General features: G+C 41.3%; 15 protein-coding genes. 12 read left to right on the top strand and 3 right to left on the bottom strand.

The genetic code is table 11. From position 1 onward, the window contains the following. The first annotated feature begins 257 nt into the window (after window positions 1-257). The 5 genes from SJY16_RS17010 (at window position 258) to SJY16_RS16990 (ending at window position 5,444) form a co-directional block, all read left to right on the top strand. A complete protein-coding gene (locus tag SJY16_RS17010; protein ID WP_377891044.1) occupies window positions 258-1,670 on the top strand; it encodes an MBL fold metallo-hydrolase in 1,413 nt (470 codons plus the stop codon). A 288-nt stretch (window positions 1,671-1,958) separates the two neighbouring features. Continuing rightward, the gene (glaH, locus tag SJY16_RS17005) at window positions 1,959-2,885 is read left to right on the top strand and encodes a glutarate dioxygenase GlaH (RefSeq protein ID WP_377891043.1); all 927 of its coding nucleotides are present in this window, start codon (window positions 1,959-1,961) and stop codon (window positions 2,883-2,885) included. A 16-nt stretch (window positions 2,886-2,901) separates the two neighbouring features. Then, complete coding sequence (gene lhgO, locus SJY16_RS17000; RefSeq protein ID WP_377891041.1) at window positions 2,902-4,110, top strand: L-2-hydroxyglutarate oxidase; 1,209 nt, start codon at window positions 2,902-2,904, stop codon at window positions 4,108-4,110. A gap of 335 nt (window positions 4,111-4,445) precedes the next feature. Next, complete coding sequence (locus SJY16_RS16995) at window positions 4,446-5,018, top strand: M15 family metallopeptidase (protein ID WP_377891039.1); 573 nt, start codon at window positions 4,446-4,448, stop codon at window positions 5,016-5,018. A gap of 15 nt (window positions 5,019-5,033) precedes the next feature. Continuing rightward, window positions 5,034-5,444, top strand: a complete 411-nt coding sequence (locus SJY16_RS16990) for an NUDIX hydrolase (protein WP_377891037.1) — start codon at window positions 5,034-5,036, stop codon at window positions 5,442-5,444. Window positions 5,445-5,460: 16 nt separating this feature from the next. Here SJY16_RS16990 and SJY16_RS16985 read toward each other — a convergent pair whose 3' ends face one another. Next, on the bottom strand, window positions 5,461-5,787 hold the full coding sequence (locus SJY16_RS16985) for a DUF3870 domain-containing protein (protein ID WP_377891036.1): 327 nt from the start codon (window positions 5,785-5,787) through the stop codon (window positions 5,461-5,463). Between the two features lie 13 nt (window positions 5,788-5,800). Then, a complete protein-coding gene (locus SJY16_RS16980) occupies window positions 5,801-6,862 on the bottom strand; it encodes a DctP family TRAP transporter solute-binding subunit (RefSeq protein ID WP_377891034.1) in 1,062 nt (353 codons plus the stop codon). Between the two features lie 106 nt (window positions 6,863-6,968). Between SJY16_RS16980 and SJY16_RS16975 the strand changes: the two genes are divergently transcribed. The 6 genes from SJY16_RS16975 (at window position 6,969) to SJY16_RS16950 (ending at window position 13,879) form a co-directional block, all read left to right on the top strand. Further along, window positions 6,969-8,576 carry an ATP-binding protein gene (locus SJY16_RS16975; RefSeq protein WP_377891032.1) on the top strand — a complete coding sequence of 536 codons (1,608 nt, stop codon included), beginning with the start codon at window positions 6,969-6,971 and terminating at the stop codon, window positions 8,574-8,576. Continuing rightward, complete coding sequence (locus SJY16_RS16970; RefSeq protein ID WP_377891031.1) at window positions 8,563-9,261, top strand: response regulator; 699 nt, start codon at window positions 8,563-8,565, stop codon at window positions 9,259-9,261. Before SJY16_RS16975 ends, SJY16_RS16970 begins: the two co-directional genes overlap by 14 nt. A 153-nt stretch (window positions 9,262-9,414) precedes the next feature. After that, the gene (locus SJY16_RS16965) at window positions 9,415-10,416 is read left to right on the top strand and encodes a TAXI family TRAP transporter solute-binding subunit (protein WP_377891029.1); all 1,002 of its coding nucleotides are present in this window, start codon (window positions 9,415-9,417) and stop codon (window positions 10,414-10,416) included. After that, on the top strand, window positions 10,409-10,912 hold the full coding sequence (locus SJY16_RS16960; RefSeq protein ID WP_377891027.1) for a DUF1850 domain-containing protein: 504 nt from the start codon (window positions 10,409-10,411) through the stop codon (window positions 10,910-10,912). Before SJY16_RS16965 ends, SJY16_RS16960 begins: the two co-directional genes overlap by 8 nt. Window positions 10,913-10,927: 15 nt before the next feature. Further along, window positions 10,928-13,072 carry a TRAP transporter permease gene (locus SJY16_RS16955; RefSeq protein ID WP_377891026.1) on the top strand — a complete coding sequence of 715 codons (2,145 nt, stop codon included), beginning with the start codon at window positions 10,928-10,930 and terminating at the stop codon, window positions 13,070-13,072. Between the two features lie 15 nt (window positions 13,073-13,087). Further along, entirely contained in the window at window positions 13,088-13,879 is a 792-nt protein-coding gene (locus SJY16_RS16950) for an SDR family oxidoreductase (protein WP_377891024.1), read from the top strand. Window positions 13,880-14,217: 338 nt separating this feature from the next. Here SJY16_RS16950 and SJY16_RS16945 read toward each other — a convergent pair whose 3' ends face one another. Continuing rightward, entirely contained in the window at window positions 14,218-15,822 is a 1,605-nt protein-coding gene (locus tag SJY16_RS16945; protein ID WP_377891023.1) for an ATP-binding protein, read from the bottom strand. A 393-nt stretch (window positions 15,823-16,215) separates the two neighbouring features. On the opposite strand from SJY16_RS16945, the gene SJY16_RS16940 reads away from it, so the two are divergent. Further along, window positions 16,216-17,601 (top strand): DUF2254 domain-containing protein, encoded by a 1,386-nt coding sequence (locus SJY16_RS16940; protein WP_377891021.1) that lies wholly within the window; start codon window positions 16,216-16,218, stop codon window positions 17,599-17,601. Window positions 17,602-17,789: the final 188 nt, after the last annotated feature.

Here is a 17,789-nt window from a genome sequence, read left to right as displayed (position 1 = left end):
GACTTTGGAAGGGAGAGGGATGATAAATACACGACAATGTTTCGCAGTTCCATATACTTTTAAGTGGATAAATCCAATAAACCTGAATATGACTAAAGCTATTAGGTTTTAGGTGGTTTTTGGAGGAGATAAGTATGTTATCGAGAATAGTGTATGGGGTATTAAGCATTATGGTTGATAAAGAGAGAAATAGTAGATATGATGGAGCTACATACCCGAGGGGGTAATTTATAAAATTAATGTTGGAGGGTTACGAAATGTATCTACGCACATTCTTTGATGAAAAGTTAGCGCAATACTCTTATTTGATTGGATGTCAACGCACAGGTGAAGCGCTTGTGATCGACCCAGCACGAGATGTGCCCCCTTATATAGAAGTGGCAAAAAAAGAAGGTTTTCACTTAGCGGCTGCAGCTGAAACGCACATTCATGCTGATTTTGTTTCAGGAGCGCGTCAACTTGCTGAAAAACATGATGTGAAATTATATCTATCAGATGAAGGTGATCAAGACTCAAAATATGAGTATCTTGAAGGTTTGAATGTAGAACTAGTGAATGATGGTTCTATTATTAAAGTAGGAAACATTGAACTAAAAGTGATGCACACTCCAGGGCACACTCCTGAAAGTATCTCGTTCATGTTAACGGATCTTGGCGGAGGCTCTGATGTACCGATGGGTGTATTTACAGGAGACTTTGTCTTCGTTGGTGATATTGGACGTCCTGATTTGCTTGAGAAATCAGCTGGGCAAGAAGGCACCGCTGAAAAGGGTGCAAAAGATATGTTCAAATCACTTCAAACGTTTAAGGAGCTACCAGAGTTTCTTATGGTATGGCCAGGACACGGTGCAGGAAGTGCATGTGGTAAATCACTTGGTGCCGTCCCACAATCAACAATTGGCTATGAGCTCCGAAATAATTGGGCATTGAAGGCAGAGAATGAACAAACCTTTGAAAAAGAATTATTGAACGAACAGCCAGAACCACCGACTTATTTTTCAGTGATGAAGAAAGTAAATAAAGAAGGTCCTGCAGTTTTAACTGGTGAGGAGCTTCAGAAGGTCAACAATGCTAATGAATTTAAAGCGCTAGCTGAGCAAGAAAATACGACCATTGTGGATACTCGTTCTGCAAAAGACTTTGCAGAAGGTCATATTGAAGGTGCAATCAACTTGCCGTACAACAAGGCATTCACGAACTGGTCGGGTTGGGTACTCGATTATGATAAAGACCTCGTTCTCATTACAAAAGATGAACTGAAGGATGATGTTGTTAAATCACTTCATTCAATCGGAATCGATCATATTAAGGCATATGCGAGCCCAGAACTTCTTTCTCAATGGAATGATCTCGAGGGATACACGTTTATCTCTACAGAAGAGTTGAAGGATGTATATGAGAAAGAAGATGTATATGTAGTCGACATCAGAAAAGAAAACGAATTTAACCAAGGACATATCCCTGGCGCAAATCATCATATGCTTGGTTATCTTGAGGATCAGGTAGATGAAATTCCAGAAGACAAAACTGTTGTCGTTCATTGTCAGTCAGGAACACGATCAGCAATTGGAACAAGCTTGCTTCAATCTCTAGGCTTTAAAGATATTCTGAACTATAGCGGTGGTTTTGCCGCATGGGCAAACGAAGGCGACAAGATCGAGAAAGAATAACGGAGGAAAGCGCAAAGCAGTGTTTCGCTTTGCGCTTTCTTGTTGGGATTGTTGACGGAAAATTCTAACTGTTGTACGCTTAGTAAGAAAGCAAACGCCTCCATCTAGAAAGGTATCCCTTTTCAAGAACCGGATGCGATGTGGATCAGTCATTATTTGAACAATACTGTGTAGATTGCCCAAGCTCATTCAGGAGCTAACACGCGATTACGAGCCAGTGTATCGATCTCGATTTGACGGGAGACGTATGCTGGCTTTTTTATGTATTAAAAAAAGGAGAGAATGCCGATGCTAAACACAGCGAACTTAGAGCGAAGGACGATTATCGGAAAAGGATATGAAATCAAACCTTCATTGGACCACGACCGTTTGTATGAAATTGAATTTGATCATGAGGTGTTAAAACGTTTCTTTGAAGAAGTGAAAGCAATCAGCAGTCAGCAGCTCGACTATATTCCTTATATGCGTTTTGTTATGACAGATAAACTTGTACAGTTGCTTGATGAGGACTTCCAGAAAACCGTGAGAGGCATTCTTCACGATCGAGGGAGCGGTGGCTTTACCGTTGGCGTAAACGATTACACGAGTGACCCTGAAGAGTACGTTAAGTTTTCTACAGCTTTTTCTCATCTTGTTGGTATTCCCAATTTCGATGCGATGTCAGGGAATTACTATGCTCGCTTTGCTGTAAAGCATACGGATGATAGTGACTCTTATTTGCGTCAGGCGTATCGGCTGTTCACTGTCCATACGGATGGCACGTATGTTGATGAGCCGACAGATTGGTTGTTGATGATGAAATTTGGGGAGAATCATGCAGTCGGAGGAAGGTCGCGATTTCTACATCTTGATGACTGGGAAGACCTTGACCACTTCTATAATCATCCATTGGCGACACAAAAACTCGTTTATAAAGCACCGCCTAGCAAGAATGTGGTAAAAGAAGTTTTTCGCACGACATTCTATGAACGTAATAATGAGCCTTGCATGTGCTTTATCGACCAATTTGTTCATCCTTCAACGATTGAGGAAGCTACCTATTTGAAGGATCTTTCATACTCGATGGAGAATTCTTCAGAAACAAAGGGAGTTGACCTACCTGAAGGAAAGCTGGTTATGTTGAACAATCATTTCTGGCTGCATGGAAGAGAAGCGTTCGAAGAGAATACTGAACTTCATCGTGAACTTCTGCGCCAGCGTGGTAGATTTGCGTGATTAAGGGGACATGCTGATGTATGATTATCTTGTTATAGGAGGGGGCATCGTCGGATTATCGACAGCCCTTTCTCTTCATAAAAAGTATCCAGAAGCGAAGATGGCAGTTGTCGAGAAAGAAAATAATTGGGCGAGCCATCAGACGGGTAGAAACAGTGGTGTGATTCATTCTGGTATTTATTATAAGCCAGGCAGTATGAAAGCAGCACTTGCGAAAAAAGGCAGTCAGTCTATGGTTCATTTCTGTCGTGAATATGGAATTGCTCATGATGTGTGTGGAAAAGTCATTGTTGCCGTGGACGATACAGAGAAAGAAAATTTATCGAAGCTTTACGAGCGAGGGCTTCAAAATGATTTGGATGTCTCGAGGTTATCTAGAGATGAATTATTAGAAATAGAGCCGTATGTCAATGGTGTTGAAGGTATTCGGGTTCCATCAACAGGCATCGTTGATTATAAAGAGGTGACACAAAAACTAGCGGACATACTAGAAAATCGAGGTGTCGATCTTCTTTCGAGCACAAAGGTCACGAATATTGAGGAAGAGGAGCAAGAAGTTGTGGTAGATACAACCCGAGGCACGTTCAAAACTCGTTTTCTTGTGAATTGTGCTGGCCTCCATAGTGATCGAATGGCGAAGCTTGCAGGTATGTATACGGATGTGAAAATCGTACCGTTCAGAGGAGAATATTTTGAAATTAAGAAAGAGAAAAGCTATCTTGTTAACAACTTGATTTATCCTGTACCGAACCCGGAATTTCCGTTCCTCGGCGTTCATTTGACACGAATGATGAGCGGTGGGATTCACGCAGGCCCGAACGCGGTTCTAAGTCTGAAACGAGAAGGCTATAGTAAGCTTTCTTTTAATATGAAAGATACCGTCGATGTCCTTACGTTTGAAGGATTTTGGAAAATGGCGGCTAGTAATATGAAAGAAGGAGTCAAAGAGATGAAGCGCTCGTTTCACAAGAAGTCTTTTGTGAAAAGCTTACAGCGTCTCGTTCCTGATATTCAAGAAGAGGATGTGGTTCCGACCCATTCTGGTGTTCGTGCTCAAGCTCTCTTGAAGGATGGGAAACTTGTCGATGACTTTTTCGTTTTTCCAGGTAAGCGTTCGATCCATGTCTGCAACGCTCCTTCGCCAGCGGCGACTGCATCCCTTGAAATCGGGAAGGTAATTGCTGATAAAGTTCCAGGTGTTCGCAAAAGTAAACTCTATACGTAAGAAGAAAGCTGCTGAGTAGAGTTCAGCAGTTTTTTTCTATATAAAAAAGGAAATGTACCAGCTTTAAAGAACAGCTATAGAATAATAGAACAATAGGGTGGAACTCATACATATGAAGCGTTTCGTAAGAGAATCTGTCGTGTTGTTACATTTTTATTGAGTTGAAGAGAACGGAATAAACTGTGAATAGTGACTGACAAGTTAATAAAGGAAATTGGGAAAACACAGAGGGTGAAGTGACAAACTTCATCTAGGAATGAGCAATCTCTCCTGTTTGTACTCTTCTTCCTGATACAATAGGAGTATGGAATTGGTCAGGCAGGGAGTGGTTAAGGATGAAGATCATAACGAAACTTTTCAGCACGTTTCTTGTGTTGTTATGTATAGGTTTAGTAGGTAACTATTTCGTATCGACTTACTTTGGTACTAGTAGTGTAGTAGTTAAGAAAGATGTTCCGTTACCAGATGAACTACACCCTGAAGTAAGGGATGCGAAGGAAGAACTGCTCGCAAAGGCTGCCAAAAAGGGAATTGAGGTTGTGATTACAGATGGTCATCGATCGAATGAAGAGCAAAATAAGCTGTACGAGAAAGGTCGCTCCGATGCAGGAAATGTCGTGACAAATGTGTCCGGTGGAGGCTCGTATCACAACTATGGTTTGGCGATAGACTTTGCACTGAAACGAGATAACGGTGATGTGCTCTGGGATATGAAGCGAGATGATAATGAAAACGGCGAATCCGATTGGATGGAAGTCGTGAGCATCGCGAAAGATTTAGGCTTCGAATGGGGAGGCGACTGGTCATCTTTCAAAGATTATCCCCATCTACAAATGGATTTCGGTTTGACCATTCGAGAGTTGAAGAATGGACATAGACCTGAAAAAGCGTATGCGAAAAACGAATGACAGCGAGGTGATGTCGTGAGAACGAGAGGCTCAGCTATCATCATCCAACATGATAAGGTAGCAGTAATTAAGAGAGTGAGAAATAGCGAAGTTTACTATGTGTTCCCAGGTGGAGGAGTCGAACAAGGTGAGACGCCAGAAGAAGCTACCATTCGAGAAGCATATGAGGAATTAGGCGTTGTCATTTCAGTGATCGCACCTTTTATAGAGGTTGCGTATAACGGAAGACAGGTATACTTTCTTGCTCAAATTCTAAAAGGGGAATTCGGGACTGGAGAAGGTGAAGAATTTCAGAACAGTGGAAATGGCAGAGGAACGTACGAACCGATGTGGGTCGATATTGAGTTACTCTCTACACTCAACATAAAGCCTCAGGAAGTAGCAGGGCTATTGCATAAAAAAGCGGCAGGTAGTGGATTAAACTAGTCTGCCGCTTTGTTCTTTATTTACTTAGTGCGTTTTGTTCAGGGTACATGTCATACTGTTTATGTGCATCTTTCAATGCTGCAGCAAGAGCATTTCCTGCTTTGCCAAGATAGCCTTCTCTTAATTGCGTTAGTGGGTCCTCAACGCCATCTTGCAAGCTGAAACCTTTCAAAAGTTGACGCACAAACTGCTTGCTGTGCTCGGTCATCAGCGTGCATGATGCATCAACGATCACCCCATAGTGTTTATCCACTTCAAGCGTGAGCGTTAGTGTATCTGAGATATTATTAGCTGCCATTCCACCTGGAAGCTTAGAATGACCAGCCACGAAAATTGTATTCATTATCATACCCTCCTTATTGTGGTGAATAGTTGCTTTGAATGCGCTCCAGTTCTTTTAATAAGTCCTTGGAGATGTCTTGTTCCGCTTTAAGGTAGACTGGTTTAAACGCTTCCCGCCACTTTTTTTCCTCTTGTTTGGTAAGAACATCGACCTCCATATCTGAGGATCGTTTAATCTTTCGTATATGAGAGTCATTGATTTCGATGGAATGCCTTCGAACCCAATCTGTTGTTTCCTCCATTGCCTCCGTAAGCGAATGTTGATGGGTTTCAGACAAGCTGTCCCAGAAATCCTCATTGATTATGACTGCATAACCTAGGTATGCGTGATTACTAAGCGTCATATACGCTTGTTTCTTATAAAATTTCTTTGAGTAAATGTTTGATATCGTATTTTCCTGTCCATCGACAAAACCTACTTCAAGATTTCGGTAGGTTTTGTTAAAAGAGAGCTCACTCGTGCTTGCATTCAGAGCTTGGAACTGAGCTTTGATTACGGGGCCAGGCATTACTCTGAAATGAAGTTTATTCATATCAGCAGGTGTATGAATGGGGAGTTTATTGTTTGTGAATTGTTTGAAGCCGTTATACCAGAAATCTAGCCCCTTCACATTTGTGCCTCTTAGATCCTCTAATAATGTTTGACCAATTTTCCCCTCATAAGCTTCTTGAACAGCACTGTACCCTTGAAAGGCATAGGGTAAGTCAAGCACTTGCCAATCTGGAAATCTAGTTGAGACCTTAGTAGTAGCAGGTGCGATCATTTCTACGTTTCCGTTCGTAACGGCTTCCCACTCATTCTGATCTTGATAAAGCTCTCCATTAGAATAGATTTCCACCTGAATCTCATTATCAGTTTTTGCTTGGATACGTTTCGCGAAATAGCGGGCTGCCATCCCTTTTGGCGTATTCTCAGCAGCGACATGGCTAAATCGTATGACCATCTGTTCTTTTAAACCTTCTTGCTCATCATCATATTCCAATGTTCTAGTGCTTTCGACTGGATTGAAGCCAAGAAAAAAAGCGGTCAGAATGCCAGCCACTATAAATGATGTGATGATTGTAACTGTCTTCATAGCATCTCCTGTTTCGCAAGCGTTTCCAATAGTTTATCATAGATAGCAAGAATCTAACGAGGTGGTACTAGTATTTGAGCTAGAGACTTGGAAGGACGTACGGATTATGGCAAAGAATATCCCGATAAAATGGAAGATCATGATATTTTCGTTCGGAATTGTTTTCTTTTCCATAACCATTGCTGGGATTATCGCAGCGGGGAAATTGTATGATCAAACAGAAGAGAGGTTAGGGGAACGAGGACTTATTACTGGACGTACCGTAGCCAATTTACCCGAAGTGCAACAATCTCTAAGTGAAAGTGAAGGATGGGAGAAAATCAATCCGATCGTAAATCGAGTCAGAACGATAAATGATTCAGATTATATCGTCGTGCTCAATTCGAACCGAATCAGATATTCTCACCCTGTTGAAGAAAAACTTGGAACGATATCTGCAGGAAAAGACGAAGGGGCGGCATTTGCTGAACATAGCTATGTTTCAAAAGCGAAAGGTGAAATAGGGGTGTCGATCCGCTCATTCGTTCCGATCATGAATGCTGAACACGAACAAATCGGGGTCGTGATTGTAGGGAATATGATGCCTGAGCTTGGAACGGTGCTTTCTAGTATTAAATCTGAACTTGCACTAATTGCGATACTTGCACTTGGGTTTGGGAGTGGAGGTTCCTGGCTTCTTGCAAGGAGGATAAAGGAGGAAACATTTCATCTTGAGCCTCATGAGATATCGAGGTTGCTTGTTGAGCGAACGGCAACGTTTGAGGCGATGAACGAAGGCGTTATTGCTATTGATTTAGATGGAAATACGATGATTTTCAATGAAAAAGCAAAACGAATCTTAGAGGTTACAGAAGATGTTACTGGCCTTAAAGTGAGCAGTGTAATAAGGAGCAAACAACTGCTATCTGTGTTAATGACGGACCATCGACTTCAAAATGAAGAAATGACAGTAGGGAAGAGGGTTTTGTTGATCAGCAAGGTACCGATCAGGGTCAACGGTGAAAAGGTTGGCGCTGTCGCTGTGTTTCAAGATCGAACAGAAGTGGCAGCGATGGCAGAAGAATTAACGGGCGTGAAAAACTTTGTAGAAGCGTTACGTGTACAAAACCACGAGTCGTTAAATCGCCTCCATACGATTGCTGGTTTGATCCAACTTGATGAAAAAGAAAAAGCACTCGACTATGTTTTTGAGGTTTCGCAACAAGATGAAGACCTTTCGAACTTTTTGAGCAAGCGGATCAACGACTTCCGTATTTCAGGATTAATCTTAAGTAAAGTTAGAAGAGGAAAGGAACTTGGCGTAGAGGTGATGATTGATCGAAATAGCATTTATAAGAAGAATCCTGCTTTAGTCGATAGTCATGACCTCGTATTGATTATTGGGAATTTGATCGAAAATGCTTTTTATTCATTTAATCGTGTGAGTCAGGAAGCTCCGCTTGTTCATCTTAGCCTCATCTCTGATGATCATTTTCTTTATCTATCGGTAGAAGACAATGGGTGTGGAATAAAAGAAGAGTTACAAGAAAAGGTTCTAGAAAGAGGGTTTTCTACAAAAGGAGAAGACGGGAATGGACTTGGACTTTATCTCATAAAGCGAACAGTTGAACGAGCAAATGGGAAAATGTCGCTCGTTTCGCGCGTAGGAGAAGGCACGAATATTGAGCTTATTATTCCGATGAGTACGGAAGGGAGTGAACATGATGAGTACTAGCGTTCTATTGATCGAAGACGATCCGATGGTGCAAGAGGTGAATAAGCAATTTATTGAACGACTCGATGGATTCAAAATTATTGGCGTTGCAAGTACAGGGGAAGAAGGCCTGAAACTTGTTCAGGAATTGAAGCCCGATCTCATTTTACTCGATGTCTACATGCCAGAACAAAATGGGTTAGACATGTTGAAGACACTTAGATCTATAGGAAATCATGTGGATGTCATCGCCATCACGGCAGCGAATGACCGAGAAACAATACGGAAGATGCTTCATCATGGTGCAAGAGATTACCTTATCAAACCGTTTAAATTTGAGAGGTTTCAACAAGCTCTTAAGGATTTTAAGAAATATCATGAGCAGTTAAGTGGGACTGGATCGGTATCCCAACTTGAGCTAGATCTTATTAAACCGATTGGGAAGAAAAGTGGCATGACGCCTCACATTGAAGAGTTACCGAAAGGATTAAATAAACAAACGCTCAAACAAATAGTGAGCTACTTAAACGTGCAAGATGAAGCTCTTACTGCAGAAGAAACAGCTGATGGGGTAGGTATCGCGAGAGTAACGGCTCGCCGTTATCTAGACTACTTGCAAAAGTCAGGACAAGTGGAAATCGATATTCAATATGGTGGTGTAGGTAGACCTCTTAACCGGTATACATTAGTTAAGAGCACAACATGATGAGCGTAGGAAATAGTCAAAAAGGATATTATTCTTTTTGGCTATTTTTGTGTTGACCAAAAAGACCAAAACGTCCAATATGTTCTAAATATTCAAAAATAATAATGTAACCGTTACCATTAACCTAGCAAATAAGAAGCGGAGGGGTTTGTTTTGAAATCAAAGGTTTTAGGAATTGTGTTACTCGCGCTCGCTATGATTGTTTCTGCTTGTGGCGGAGGCAGTAATTCTGCAGGTGGAGATAATGGAGATGGCTCGGGTGGCTCTTCTCAATCTCTCGTATTTGGTACGGGTGGAACGTCTGGTACATATTATCCAATTGGTGGTGCACTTAAGCCAGTTTTGGAACAAAGTGATTCGATTGGAAACATTACGGTTGAGTCTACCGGAGCTTCCGTTGCTAACATTCAAAACATCCAAGATGGATTAAATCAGATGGCGATCGTTATGAGTGACGTTGCTTACGATGCTGTTGAAGGAAAAGGACAGTTCGAAGGCAAGAAGGTAGATGTTCAAGCACTCGCTGGCATGTACCAAAACGTTGTCCAAATCGTAGCAACCGAAGATAGTGGTATCGAATCTATTGAGGATTTGAAAGGGAAAAAAGTTGGCGTAGGTAAGGTAGGCTCAGGTGTAGAACAAAGTGCACAGAAAGTACTTGAAGCAGTGGACTTAACGTATGACGATATGTCGAAGGTCACACATACAGGCTATGCAGATAGCGTTCAGGAAATGAAGAATGGAAACCTTGATGCAGCTTTCTTTACTTCTGGTGTTCCAAACAGCAATATCACAGATCTTATGCAACAAAATGACATTCATTTCGTTGAAATTAAAGGTGATACAGCTGAAGCTTTGAAAGAGAAATATCCATTCTACAAAGACTACACCATTCCTGCAGGGGATGAGGCGAAATATAACCTTGATAACGAAGTCACAACCGTTGGTATTCAGAATATGATCGTGGTTTCAAAAGATCTTGATGAAGAGACGGTGAAAGATTTAACGAAACGTTACTACGATTACCTTGGTACTGATGAAGTTGCAGTCGGAGCATTAAAGCAGCTAGACCGAGATGAAATCGCGAAAGGTCTTATTGCACCGCTTCATCCAGGTGCAAAAGCTTTCTATGAGGAACAAGGAATACTTGAATAGAACAAATCGGGGGCATCGTCAAGGTGCTCCCATTTTTCTAAAATGGTTCTTCCCTTTCGCGATTGTTCTAGCTCTTTTACTAGCTGTTCCGAAAAATGTGCTGATGGTAGAGGAAGAGGACAAAGTGATCGATGTGTTCCTTACTGCTGATACGTTTTCGGTTAGGTGGGAGCATTCGGTAGAGAAGGAAGAATGGGAAGAGTATTTTCAAAAAGAAGGTTCTGAACTTATATTAACTCATACTCGGTTTAAAACATTTGGTGCTGGTGTACCTAGTCATGCTGGTAAAGAGACGTTTATCAAGGATGGTTGGGTGTACATGACGGGCATTGATCAGTCGATTGAAGATAGTCTTTTTATTCGTACCGGTGACGAGACGAAACACCGATTAACAGTAGCTGGACAAAGTGAAAAGCTTAAGGAAAACAGTTCCTATCGTATAACTGTTAAAAAACTTAATCTGCTAAAAGCTTTGCTAGTAAAACTTACATGTTAGGTGAGGTGCATGATCGTGAAAAAGAAGAATGTAGAAGAATACGACCGCGAGAGTAATGTGCGATCGTTCGATAATTCCCTTTTAAAAGGTATCATCACAGTGTTAGCAGCTGGACTTGCGCTGTTTCATTTATATACTGCGTACGCGGGATCACTCGTAGATATTCAACAACGAAGTATCCACTTATATACGTTGATGGCGCTCGGGTTTCTCATGTATCCATTCCTTAGGAAAAAAGCAGGGAAGGGCACGCCAATCTATGATTACATCTTGTTCGGATTAGCGATGTTCGCTGGTGTATACATGTTGTTGACTGCAGAAAGAATCATCCAATCGGGTGGCCAGATCAATACCACTGATTTCATTGTCGGTATCTTGATCGTTATTCTTCTGTTCGATGTAACGAGAAGAGTCACAGGTTGGGGGCTTACTTTACTAGGTTCGGCTTTTCTAGTGTATGGTTTTTATGTAAAGCTCTCCATCTATCCGCAGCTAACGGAACAAGTCGTCTTTAGTGTATCGAAGCAGATTATTTCTCAACTTGTATTCATTACAGAGGGAATACTCGGTACAGCGATAGGCGTATCAGCGAGCTATATCATCCTATTTATTTTGTTTGGAGCATTTTTAAGTCGTTCAGGAATGGGGCAGCTTTTTAACGATCTTGCGTTAGCTGTTGCAGGTCATACAAAGGGAGGTCCTGCAAAGGTAGCTGTCATTGCGAGTGGCTTTTTAGGATCGATTAATGGATCCGCAATTGCGAACGTTGTTACGACAGGGGCGTTTACGATTCCATTGATGAAGAAGATCGGTTATCACCGTAACTTCGCTGGTGCTGTAGAATCTGCAGCGAGTGTTGGTGGACAGATCTTACCTCCAATCATGGGTGCTGCTGCTTTTATCATGGCAGAAAACTTAAATGTTCCTTATACGAAGATCATTCTAGCGGGTATTATCCCTGCAGTATTATTCTATATCGGGATCCTACTGCAAGTTCATTTTCGAGCAGCAAAACGTGGCTTAAAAGGGCTACCGAAAACGGAATTACCTACAGTAAAAGAAGTACTCGCTGAGCGAGGGCATTTGATTATTCCGATGTTAATCTTGCTATACTTGCTCTTCTCAGGGAAAACACCTTTCTTTGCTGCTTTTTGGGCAATCATTGCAACAATCGTGATTTCTGCATCAAAACGGATGCTTCCTGTTATTACAACATTAGGTTTATTCTTGATTTTCCAACCGCAGATCACAGCGCTTCTTTCAGGAAATACTAGCCCTAATTTACGAGGGGACTGGTGGGAACTATTATTGATCATTGCGATTCCGCTCGTTATTAATCTATGGAGACGCATGCTCAACTTACAGGCAGAAGAAATCGGAATTGTGGACAGTGTTCAAGCACTAGAAGAAGGTGCAAAAACTACCGTTCCTGTTGCAATCGCCTGTGGTGCTGTCGGTATCGTCGTAGGAATTGCTTCACTCACGGGTGTAGCGCTTGAGATTGCGAATAGTATCGTGAGCATCGGTTCGATGGTTCAAAGTCCATTGATTCAGCTCGTTATTACCCTACTTCTTGCAATGGTAACATCAATCATTCTTGGTATGGGACTACCTAGTATTCCAACTTATATCATCACAAGTACGATGGCGGCACCGATTTTGCTTCAGCTACCATTGTTCAGAGAGCTCGCAGGTTCTCCAGAAACGGCTATTTTTGTAGCGCATATGTTTGTGTTTTACTTTGGAATCTTTGCAAACATAACTCCACCTGTTGCACTTGCTGCTTTTGCAGGGGCAGGTATAAGTGGAGGAGAGCCAAATAAAACTGGTTTTCAGGCAATGAAGCTAGCGATCGCTGGATTCATTGTACCGTTTATGTTCGTATTCTCTCATGAGATGTTGATGGTCGATGCTACTGTGATGAACATCTTATTAATCGCGATCACATCACTGATCGGTGTGTTTCTGTTATCTGTTACAGCAGAAGGTTACTTCCTTACATCACTTTCTGGTTGGATGAGAGTTCTTACAGGAATCGGAGCCATTCTCCTCATCTACCCAGGGCTTATCACGGATGCTGTTGGAGCGATCGTATTTATCTTAATCCTTGTTAAGAATCTAACTGGAAACAAAGCGAGTGAAAAAACGATATCGGCTTAAGAAAGGAATGATTTGGTGGATTTAGGTTTGATGGAGAAATCTGTTGTGGTTACGGCTGCTAGTAAAGGACTTGGAAAAGCAACTGCATTAGCTTTTGCGAAGGAAGGTGCTAAGGTGGTCATCTCAAGTCGTAACAGCGACGACCTCCGAAAAGCATGCGAAGAGATCTCTGAAGCAACTAGTAATGACAACATTTCATATAAAGTATGTGATGTAAAAAACGGAGATGATATCACGGAGTTAATGAACTATGCTGTTGATAAGAATGGAACGATTGATGTACTTATCAATAATGCAGGAGGTCCCCCAGCAGGCGGGTTTGAACAATTTACAGATGAAGACTGGCAAAGTGCGTTTGAACTGAATCTATTAAGCTTTGTCAGAACGTCTCGAGCGGTTATTCCATATATGAAGGAAGCAGGGGGAGGGCGCATCGTGAACATCGCGTCTTCTTCAATTAAACAATCGCTAGATAACTTAATCCTCTCCAACACATTTCGAGCGGGAATCGTAGGATTAGCTAAAAGTTTGTCGCAGGAATATGCGGAAGATAACATTCTCGTGAACACAGTTGGCCCAGGCCGAATCGCAACAGAGCGTGTTGAGCAACTTGACGGGAAACGTGCGGATAAACTTGGTGTGACGGTAGAGGAATTAAAAGAAAAAACGGAACAATCGATCCCAATCAAGCGTTACGGCGAGCCCGATGAATTTGCAAAGATGCTCGTTTTTCTTGGATCAGGAGCAAATACGTACGTTACAGGACAGTCATTGGTTGTAGATGGTGGACTAGTGAAGGCGTTATAGAGAAGACAGAGAAGACCCAACTTAAGTTGGGTCTTCTCTGTTTATAGGGAAACCGTGAGTATTTTGTTCTCTATGCCGTAGGGGAAGCCTGCAAGACTCCTGTGAACGAACGACTGTTTTCTAGGGAGTCAAGCGGTATTCACTTCTACTGTGTTGCAATCAATCGTAGGAAACTTTCCGACCGATTGTGATTAAGTAGGCATCTGGTTTCATTCTCTATCCGTTTTTTAATTAGCTTTGCTTTTTGTTTTGAAATCATACATAAAAGTGTAGAGTAGAAATCACCACTATACCCGTGCCAGATGGTCCTTAAGACTTTCTTGACCATAAGAGAAGACTCAACTCATATTGAATCTTCTTTTATTTTTTTCTTCATAAGGAAATGAGAGTTGAATCGCTGTGCCGTTTTCGTCAGAAGAATTGACACCAATTCTTCCATTATGAGATTTAACGATGTCAGAACAAATCGAAAGGCCGATTCCAAGACCTTTATCCTTCGTACTGTAGAAAGGGAGCCCGAAATTCTCAATCTCTTCTTGTGTCATGCCGTTTCCTTCGTCGTTGATCGTTATGGTAACTTCAGTGTCATGGACGGCTAGGGCGATTGTAACATCGCCACCTTCTGACATCGCATCGATGGCATTATTGATGAGGTTGATCAACACTTGTTTAAACTGTGATTTATCGATATAGAGTTCTACGAGGTCTTTAGGTTGATCAAAGTGTAGGTGAACGTTTTTCTTTTTGGCAGTACAGTGCATGAGTTTGACCGTGTCACTGATGATGGAGCCAATCTCACATGTCTTCTTCTGTGTTCCACCTGGTTTCCCGTACATAACGAACTCATTGACGAGCTTGTCTATACGTTCAAGTTCAGATTTAATGATTTCCATATACTTTGTTTGGGTGTCATCAACCTGTATAATCTTCGTAAGTCCAATGATTGAAGTAAGTGGATTCCGTATTTCGTGTGCAAATCCTGCACTGAGTTTTCCGATGGCAGACAGTTTCTCGGATTGAACAACCTGATTCTGAAGTTCGATATAAGAGGTGACATCCTTGAATTGTCCAAAAGCACCGATCAGAACGCCGTCATTAAATAACGGGAGAATATCGATTAAACACGTCTTTTGTTGTTCTGGAAACGTGAGCTCTATATTTTCAACACGTTCCTGCTCCCTGAGTACATGGTGGAAGCAAGGAGATATATCACGTAAAATTTTGATGCTCTGTCCTATCGCTAGTTCTTGCTCCAAACCGGTTATAACGTGCGCACTTTTGTTAAAGCTGCTAATGATTCCGTCCTTGTTTGTAATAACGATGCCAAGTGGAGTCGTATCCATCAACACCTGGTTGTTTATATGTAGTTCTTGATTTTGTTTCTGAGTGTTTATTTCCCTTTCGATCGAATCGACAGCTGAAGAGAGAAGCCCCAGGTGAAACTCAGAAGCATGATCTTTATTTGTCATCAATGATACTGTGCCTGCTATTTCTTCTTTAGAAATCGAAAAAGGGACAGAAAAACAGGCTACGTTATTGAAACAATCATGATAATGGTCATCACCTATTAACTGCATAGGTTCCCCATACTTAAGTGCCAGAATAATAGAGTTGGTTCCCGCTTCTTCTTCGTGAAATTGAATTCCGTTCTTAATTCCAAGGGTAGTAACCATCCTTTGTATGCTTTCATCTCCATAAGAATCTAGCACATGTCCCTCTGCATCTGTTGTCACGATATAGGTAGGCGTGCCTGATAAAAAGCTGATCAACTTCTGCATAAACTCTCGAATAGTCGATAATGACTGTCCGAATTCTTGTTGTCTTTCTGCGAGTTGTTCTGTAGAAAGAGATCTTGTGAGGAGAGGAATCGCTGTTGGGTCTAGTGCGTATACATGTCGGCACTTATATTTAGATGTTTCGATGTATTGTGTAGGATGATTCATGATAATCCTCTTTCCTTGCGAACTGTATTACTCTTATTGTAAAGGAAATTACTGTGAAAGAAAAACCCTTCCATTTCTGGGAGGTAGATAGATGTTATAAGATTACAAGATTAGGTTCTGAGTATCGGAATAATCAAAAGGTATGGTACCCACTTTCTTTTTAAAAGGGTATAAAATCGGAGGTTAAATGATGAGATATGTATCAGACTATAGGAAGTACTTCATTCAATGGTTGGATAATCGTCTTTTCAATTTTCGATACTATTTTTCGCAGAATGATGAAAAACTAGGTTAGCTTCCTTCTTTGGGGGGTAGAAATAGGAGTGATAAAACTTTGCAGAATAGATTGGTGATCATATGGGGTTATTTTACTACCTAAAGAAGTACTTTAAAATGTCGAGGCGTCAACGAAAAATTGAGTTGAAATCAACACTTTGGTTTATGCCACTTTGGTATATCCTTGGAGCAATCGGGTTATCCGTTTTCACCTTTTATCTTGATTATGTTATTGATGTCAGCTTATATCTACCAGCTGCAATCGGATTTAGCGGACAGACCTTGCAAGTGCTTCTAAGTGCGCTCGTAGGAGGAGTACTAACCTTAAGTGCGTTTACAATTAACTCCTTGCTCGTCGCACTAACCACGTTTAGCGGACAGTTTTCTTCCAAAATGTTAGTGAACTTTGTCAGTGATCGAGCGACACAGCACGTACTCGGTATTTTTAACGGTAGTTTCATTTATGTGCTCTTAAACTTCTTATATGTTACGCATGGAGAAGAGGAGTTTATTGTCGCGACACCGGTCTTATCCATATTGACAGCTATTACGGCTGCGATAACGTTCATCTATTTTATTAACCATACAACCACCTGGATGCAGGTTCATAATATCAGTTCCAATATGAATGAGAAGTCGAAATCCGTCCAGTCTTCTCTAGAGAAAGAATTAGAGTCTTACCATATTGAGAAAGAAGTAGATAAGGCATCTCTCCCTTTAGAGGCTGATGGACAGGTAATAAAAGCCAGCCAATCTGGTTATCTTCAAGTCGCTGATTTTTCAAGGTTGATCAAACAAGCAAATCGAGACGAGGTTCTCTTGAAGTTTGAAGTCAGAATTGGAGAATTTGTGCTCGAAGGAACGCCCCTACTTATGTATTGGGAATATGGACAACCCATTAGTCCTGAACGCTACCTGAAGTCTATTGAGATTGGGGTTAAACAAACAGAGATTCAAGACCTTGAATATGGATTAATAAAGCTTGCAGAAGTAGCGATCAAAGCGATAGGTCATAATGATCCTCTTACGGCTACGAATACGATTCATCAGATTGCTGATTTGTTGAAAAGCATTGGCCAATCTAGGAATTTCTCTCCCTATCTTTTTGATCAGGAACAGGAACTACGTATTATCTTAAACCAAAAGAATTTTCCTTATTTCCTTCACAAGGGATTTGCTTCCATTCGTGAGTATGCTAACCAGAACTCAACGATTATGACGGAGTTGCTGACGATGATCGCCCTTCTCAGTAAAACGATGGATCAGGAGGTACACGAGGATCTATGGGAATTTGCTTGCCAGACGATTTTAGGGTTTGATAACTATAGTCTGTATGAAAATGATTGCCTGTATATTTTAGAACAATTATCCGAGGTGGCTAAAAACACAGGTAATCAGAAGGATTATCTCTTCCTCCTTGAATATATGTTGCAACGTGTTAGTTCGAAAAGCGCTGCCAACGTGTCTTCTTTGAGCTATCTTGAAAATGATGGGAAGAGTTAATTTTGATTTCTAGAACTTTCCTTATTAGGAGCTAACCAGATTTGGTAAGCTCCTTTTTTGTTTTGAGATTATTGATGACGTTATGTAAGTTGAGTCGATTTTTTTTGTACTAAGCAATGAATAGAGGAGTTATGCGATACTATCTCGAAGAAGTAGGGTGCAAAACGTATAACATTAGTGAGGGATGA

Origin of the sequence: Alkalihalobacillus sp. R86527, from assembly GCF_042466185.1 — a bacterium.
Taxonomy (GTDB): domain Bacteria; phylum Bacillota; class Bacilli; order Bacillales; family Guptibacillaceae; genus Guptibacillus.
Note: the sequence above shows the minus strand (reverse complement) of the source record. Positions and strands in the feature narration are given on the sequence as shown.

What these genes read in the sequence shown, in the direction of transcription:
- SJY16_RS16980 (WP_377891034.1), bottom strand. Translation starts at nt 6,862, where the DNA reads ATGAAGACAGTTACAATCATCACATCATTTATAGTGGCTGGCATTCTG.
- SJY16_RS16985 (WP_377891036.1), bottom strand. Translation starts at nt 5,787, where the DNA reads ATGAATACAATTTTCGTGGCTGGTCATTCTAAGCTTCCAGGTGGAATG.
- lhgO (WP_377891041.1), top strand. Translation starts at nt 2,902, where the DNA reads ATGTATGATTATCTTGTTATAGGAGGGGGCATCGTCGGATTATCGACA.
- SJY16_RS17010 (WP_377891044.1), top strand. Translation starts at nt 258, where the DNA reads ATGTATCTACGCACATTCTTTGATGAAAAGTTAGCGCAATACTCTTAT.
- SJY16_RS16945 (WP_377891023.1), bottom strand. Translation starts at nt 15,822, where the DNA reads ATGAATCATCCTACACAATACATCGAAACATCTAAATATAAGTGCCGA.
- glaH (WP_377891043.1), top strand. Translation starts at nt 1,959, where the DNA reads ATGCTAAACACAGCGAACTTAGAGCGAAGGACGATTATCGGAAAAGGA.
- SJY16_RS16995 (WP_377891039.1), top strand. Translation starts at nt 4,446, where the DNA reads ATGAAGATCATAACGAAACTTTTCAGCACGTTTCTTGTGTTGTTATGT.
- SJY16_RS16940 (WP_377891021.1), top strand. Translation starts at nt 16,216, where the DNA reads ATGTCGAGGCGTCAACGAAAAATTGAGTTGAAATCAACACTTTGGTTT.
- SJY16_RS16975 (WP_377891032.1), top strand. Translation starts at nt 6,969, where the DNA reads ATGGCAAAGAATATCCCGATAAAATGGAAGATCATGATATTTTCGTTC.
- SJY16_RS16970 (WP_377891031.1), top strand. Translation starts at nt 8,563, where the DNA reads ATGATGAGTACTAGCGTTCTATTGATCGAAGACGATCCGATGGTGCAA.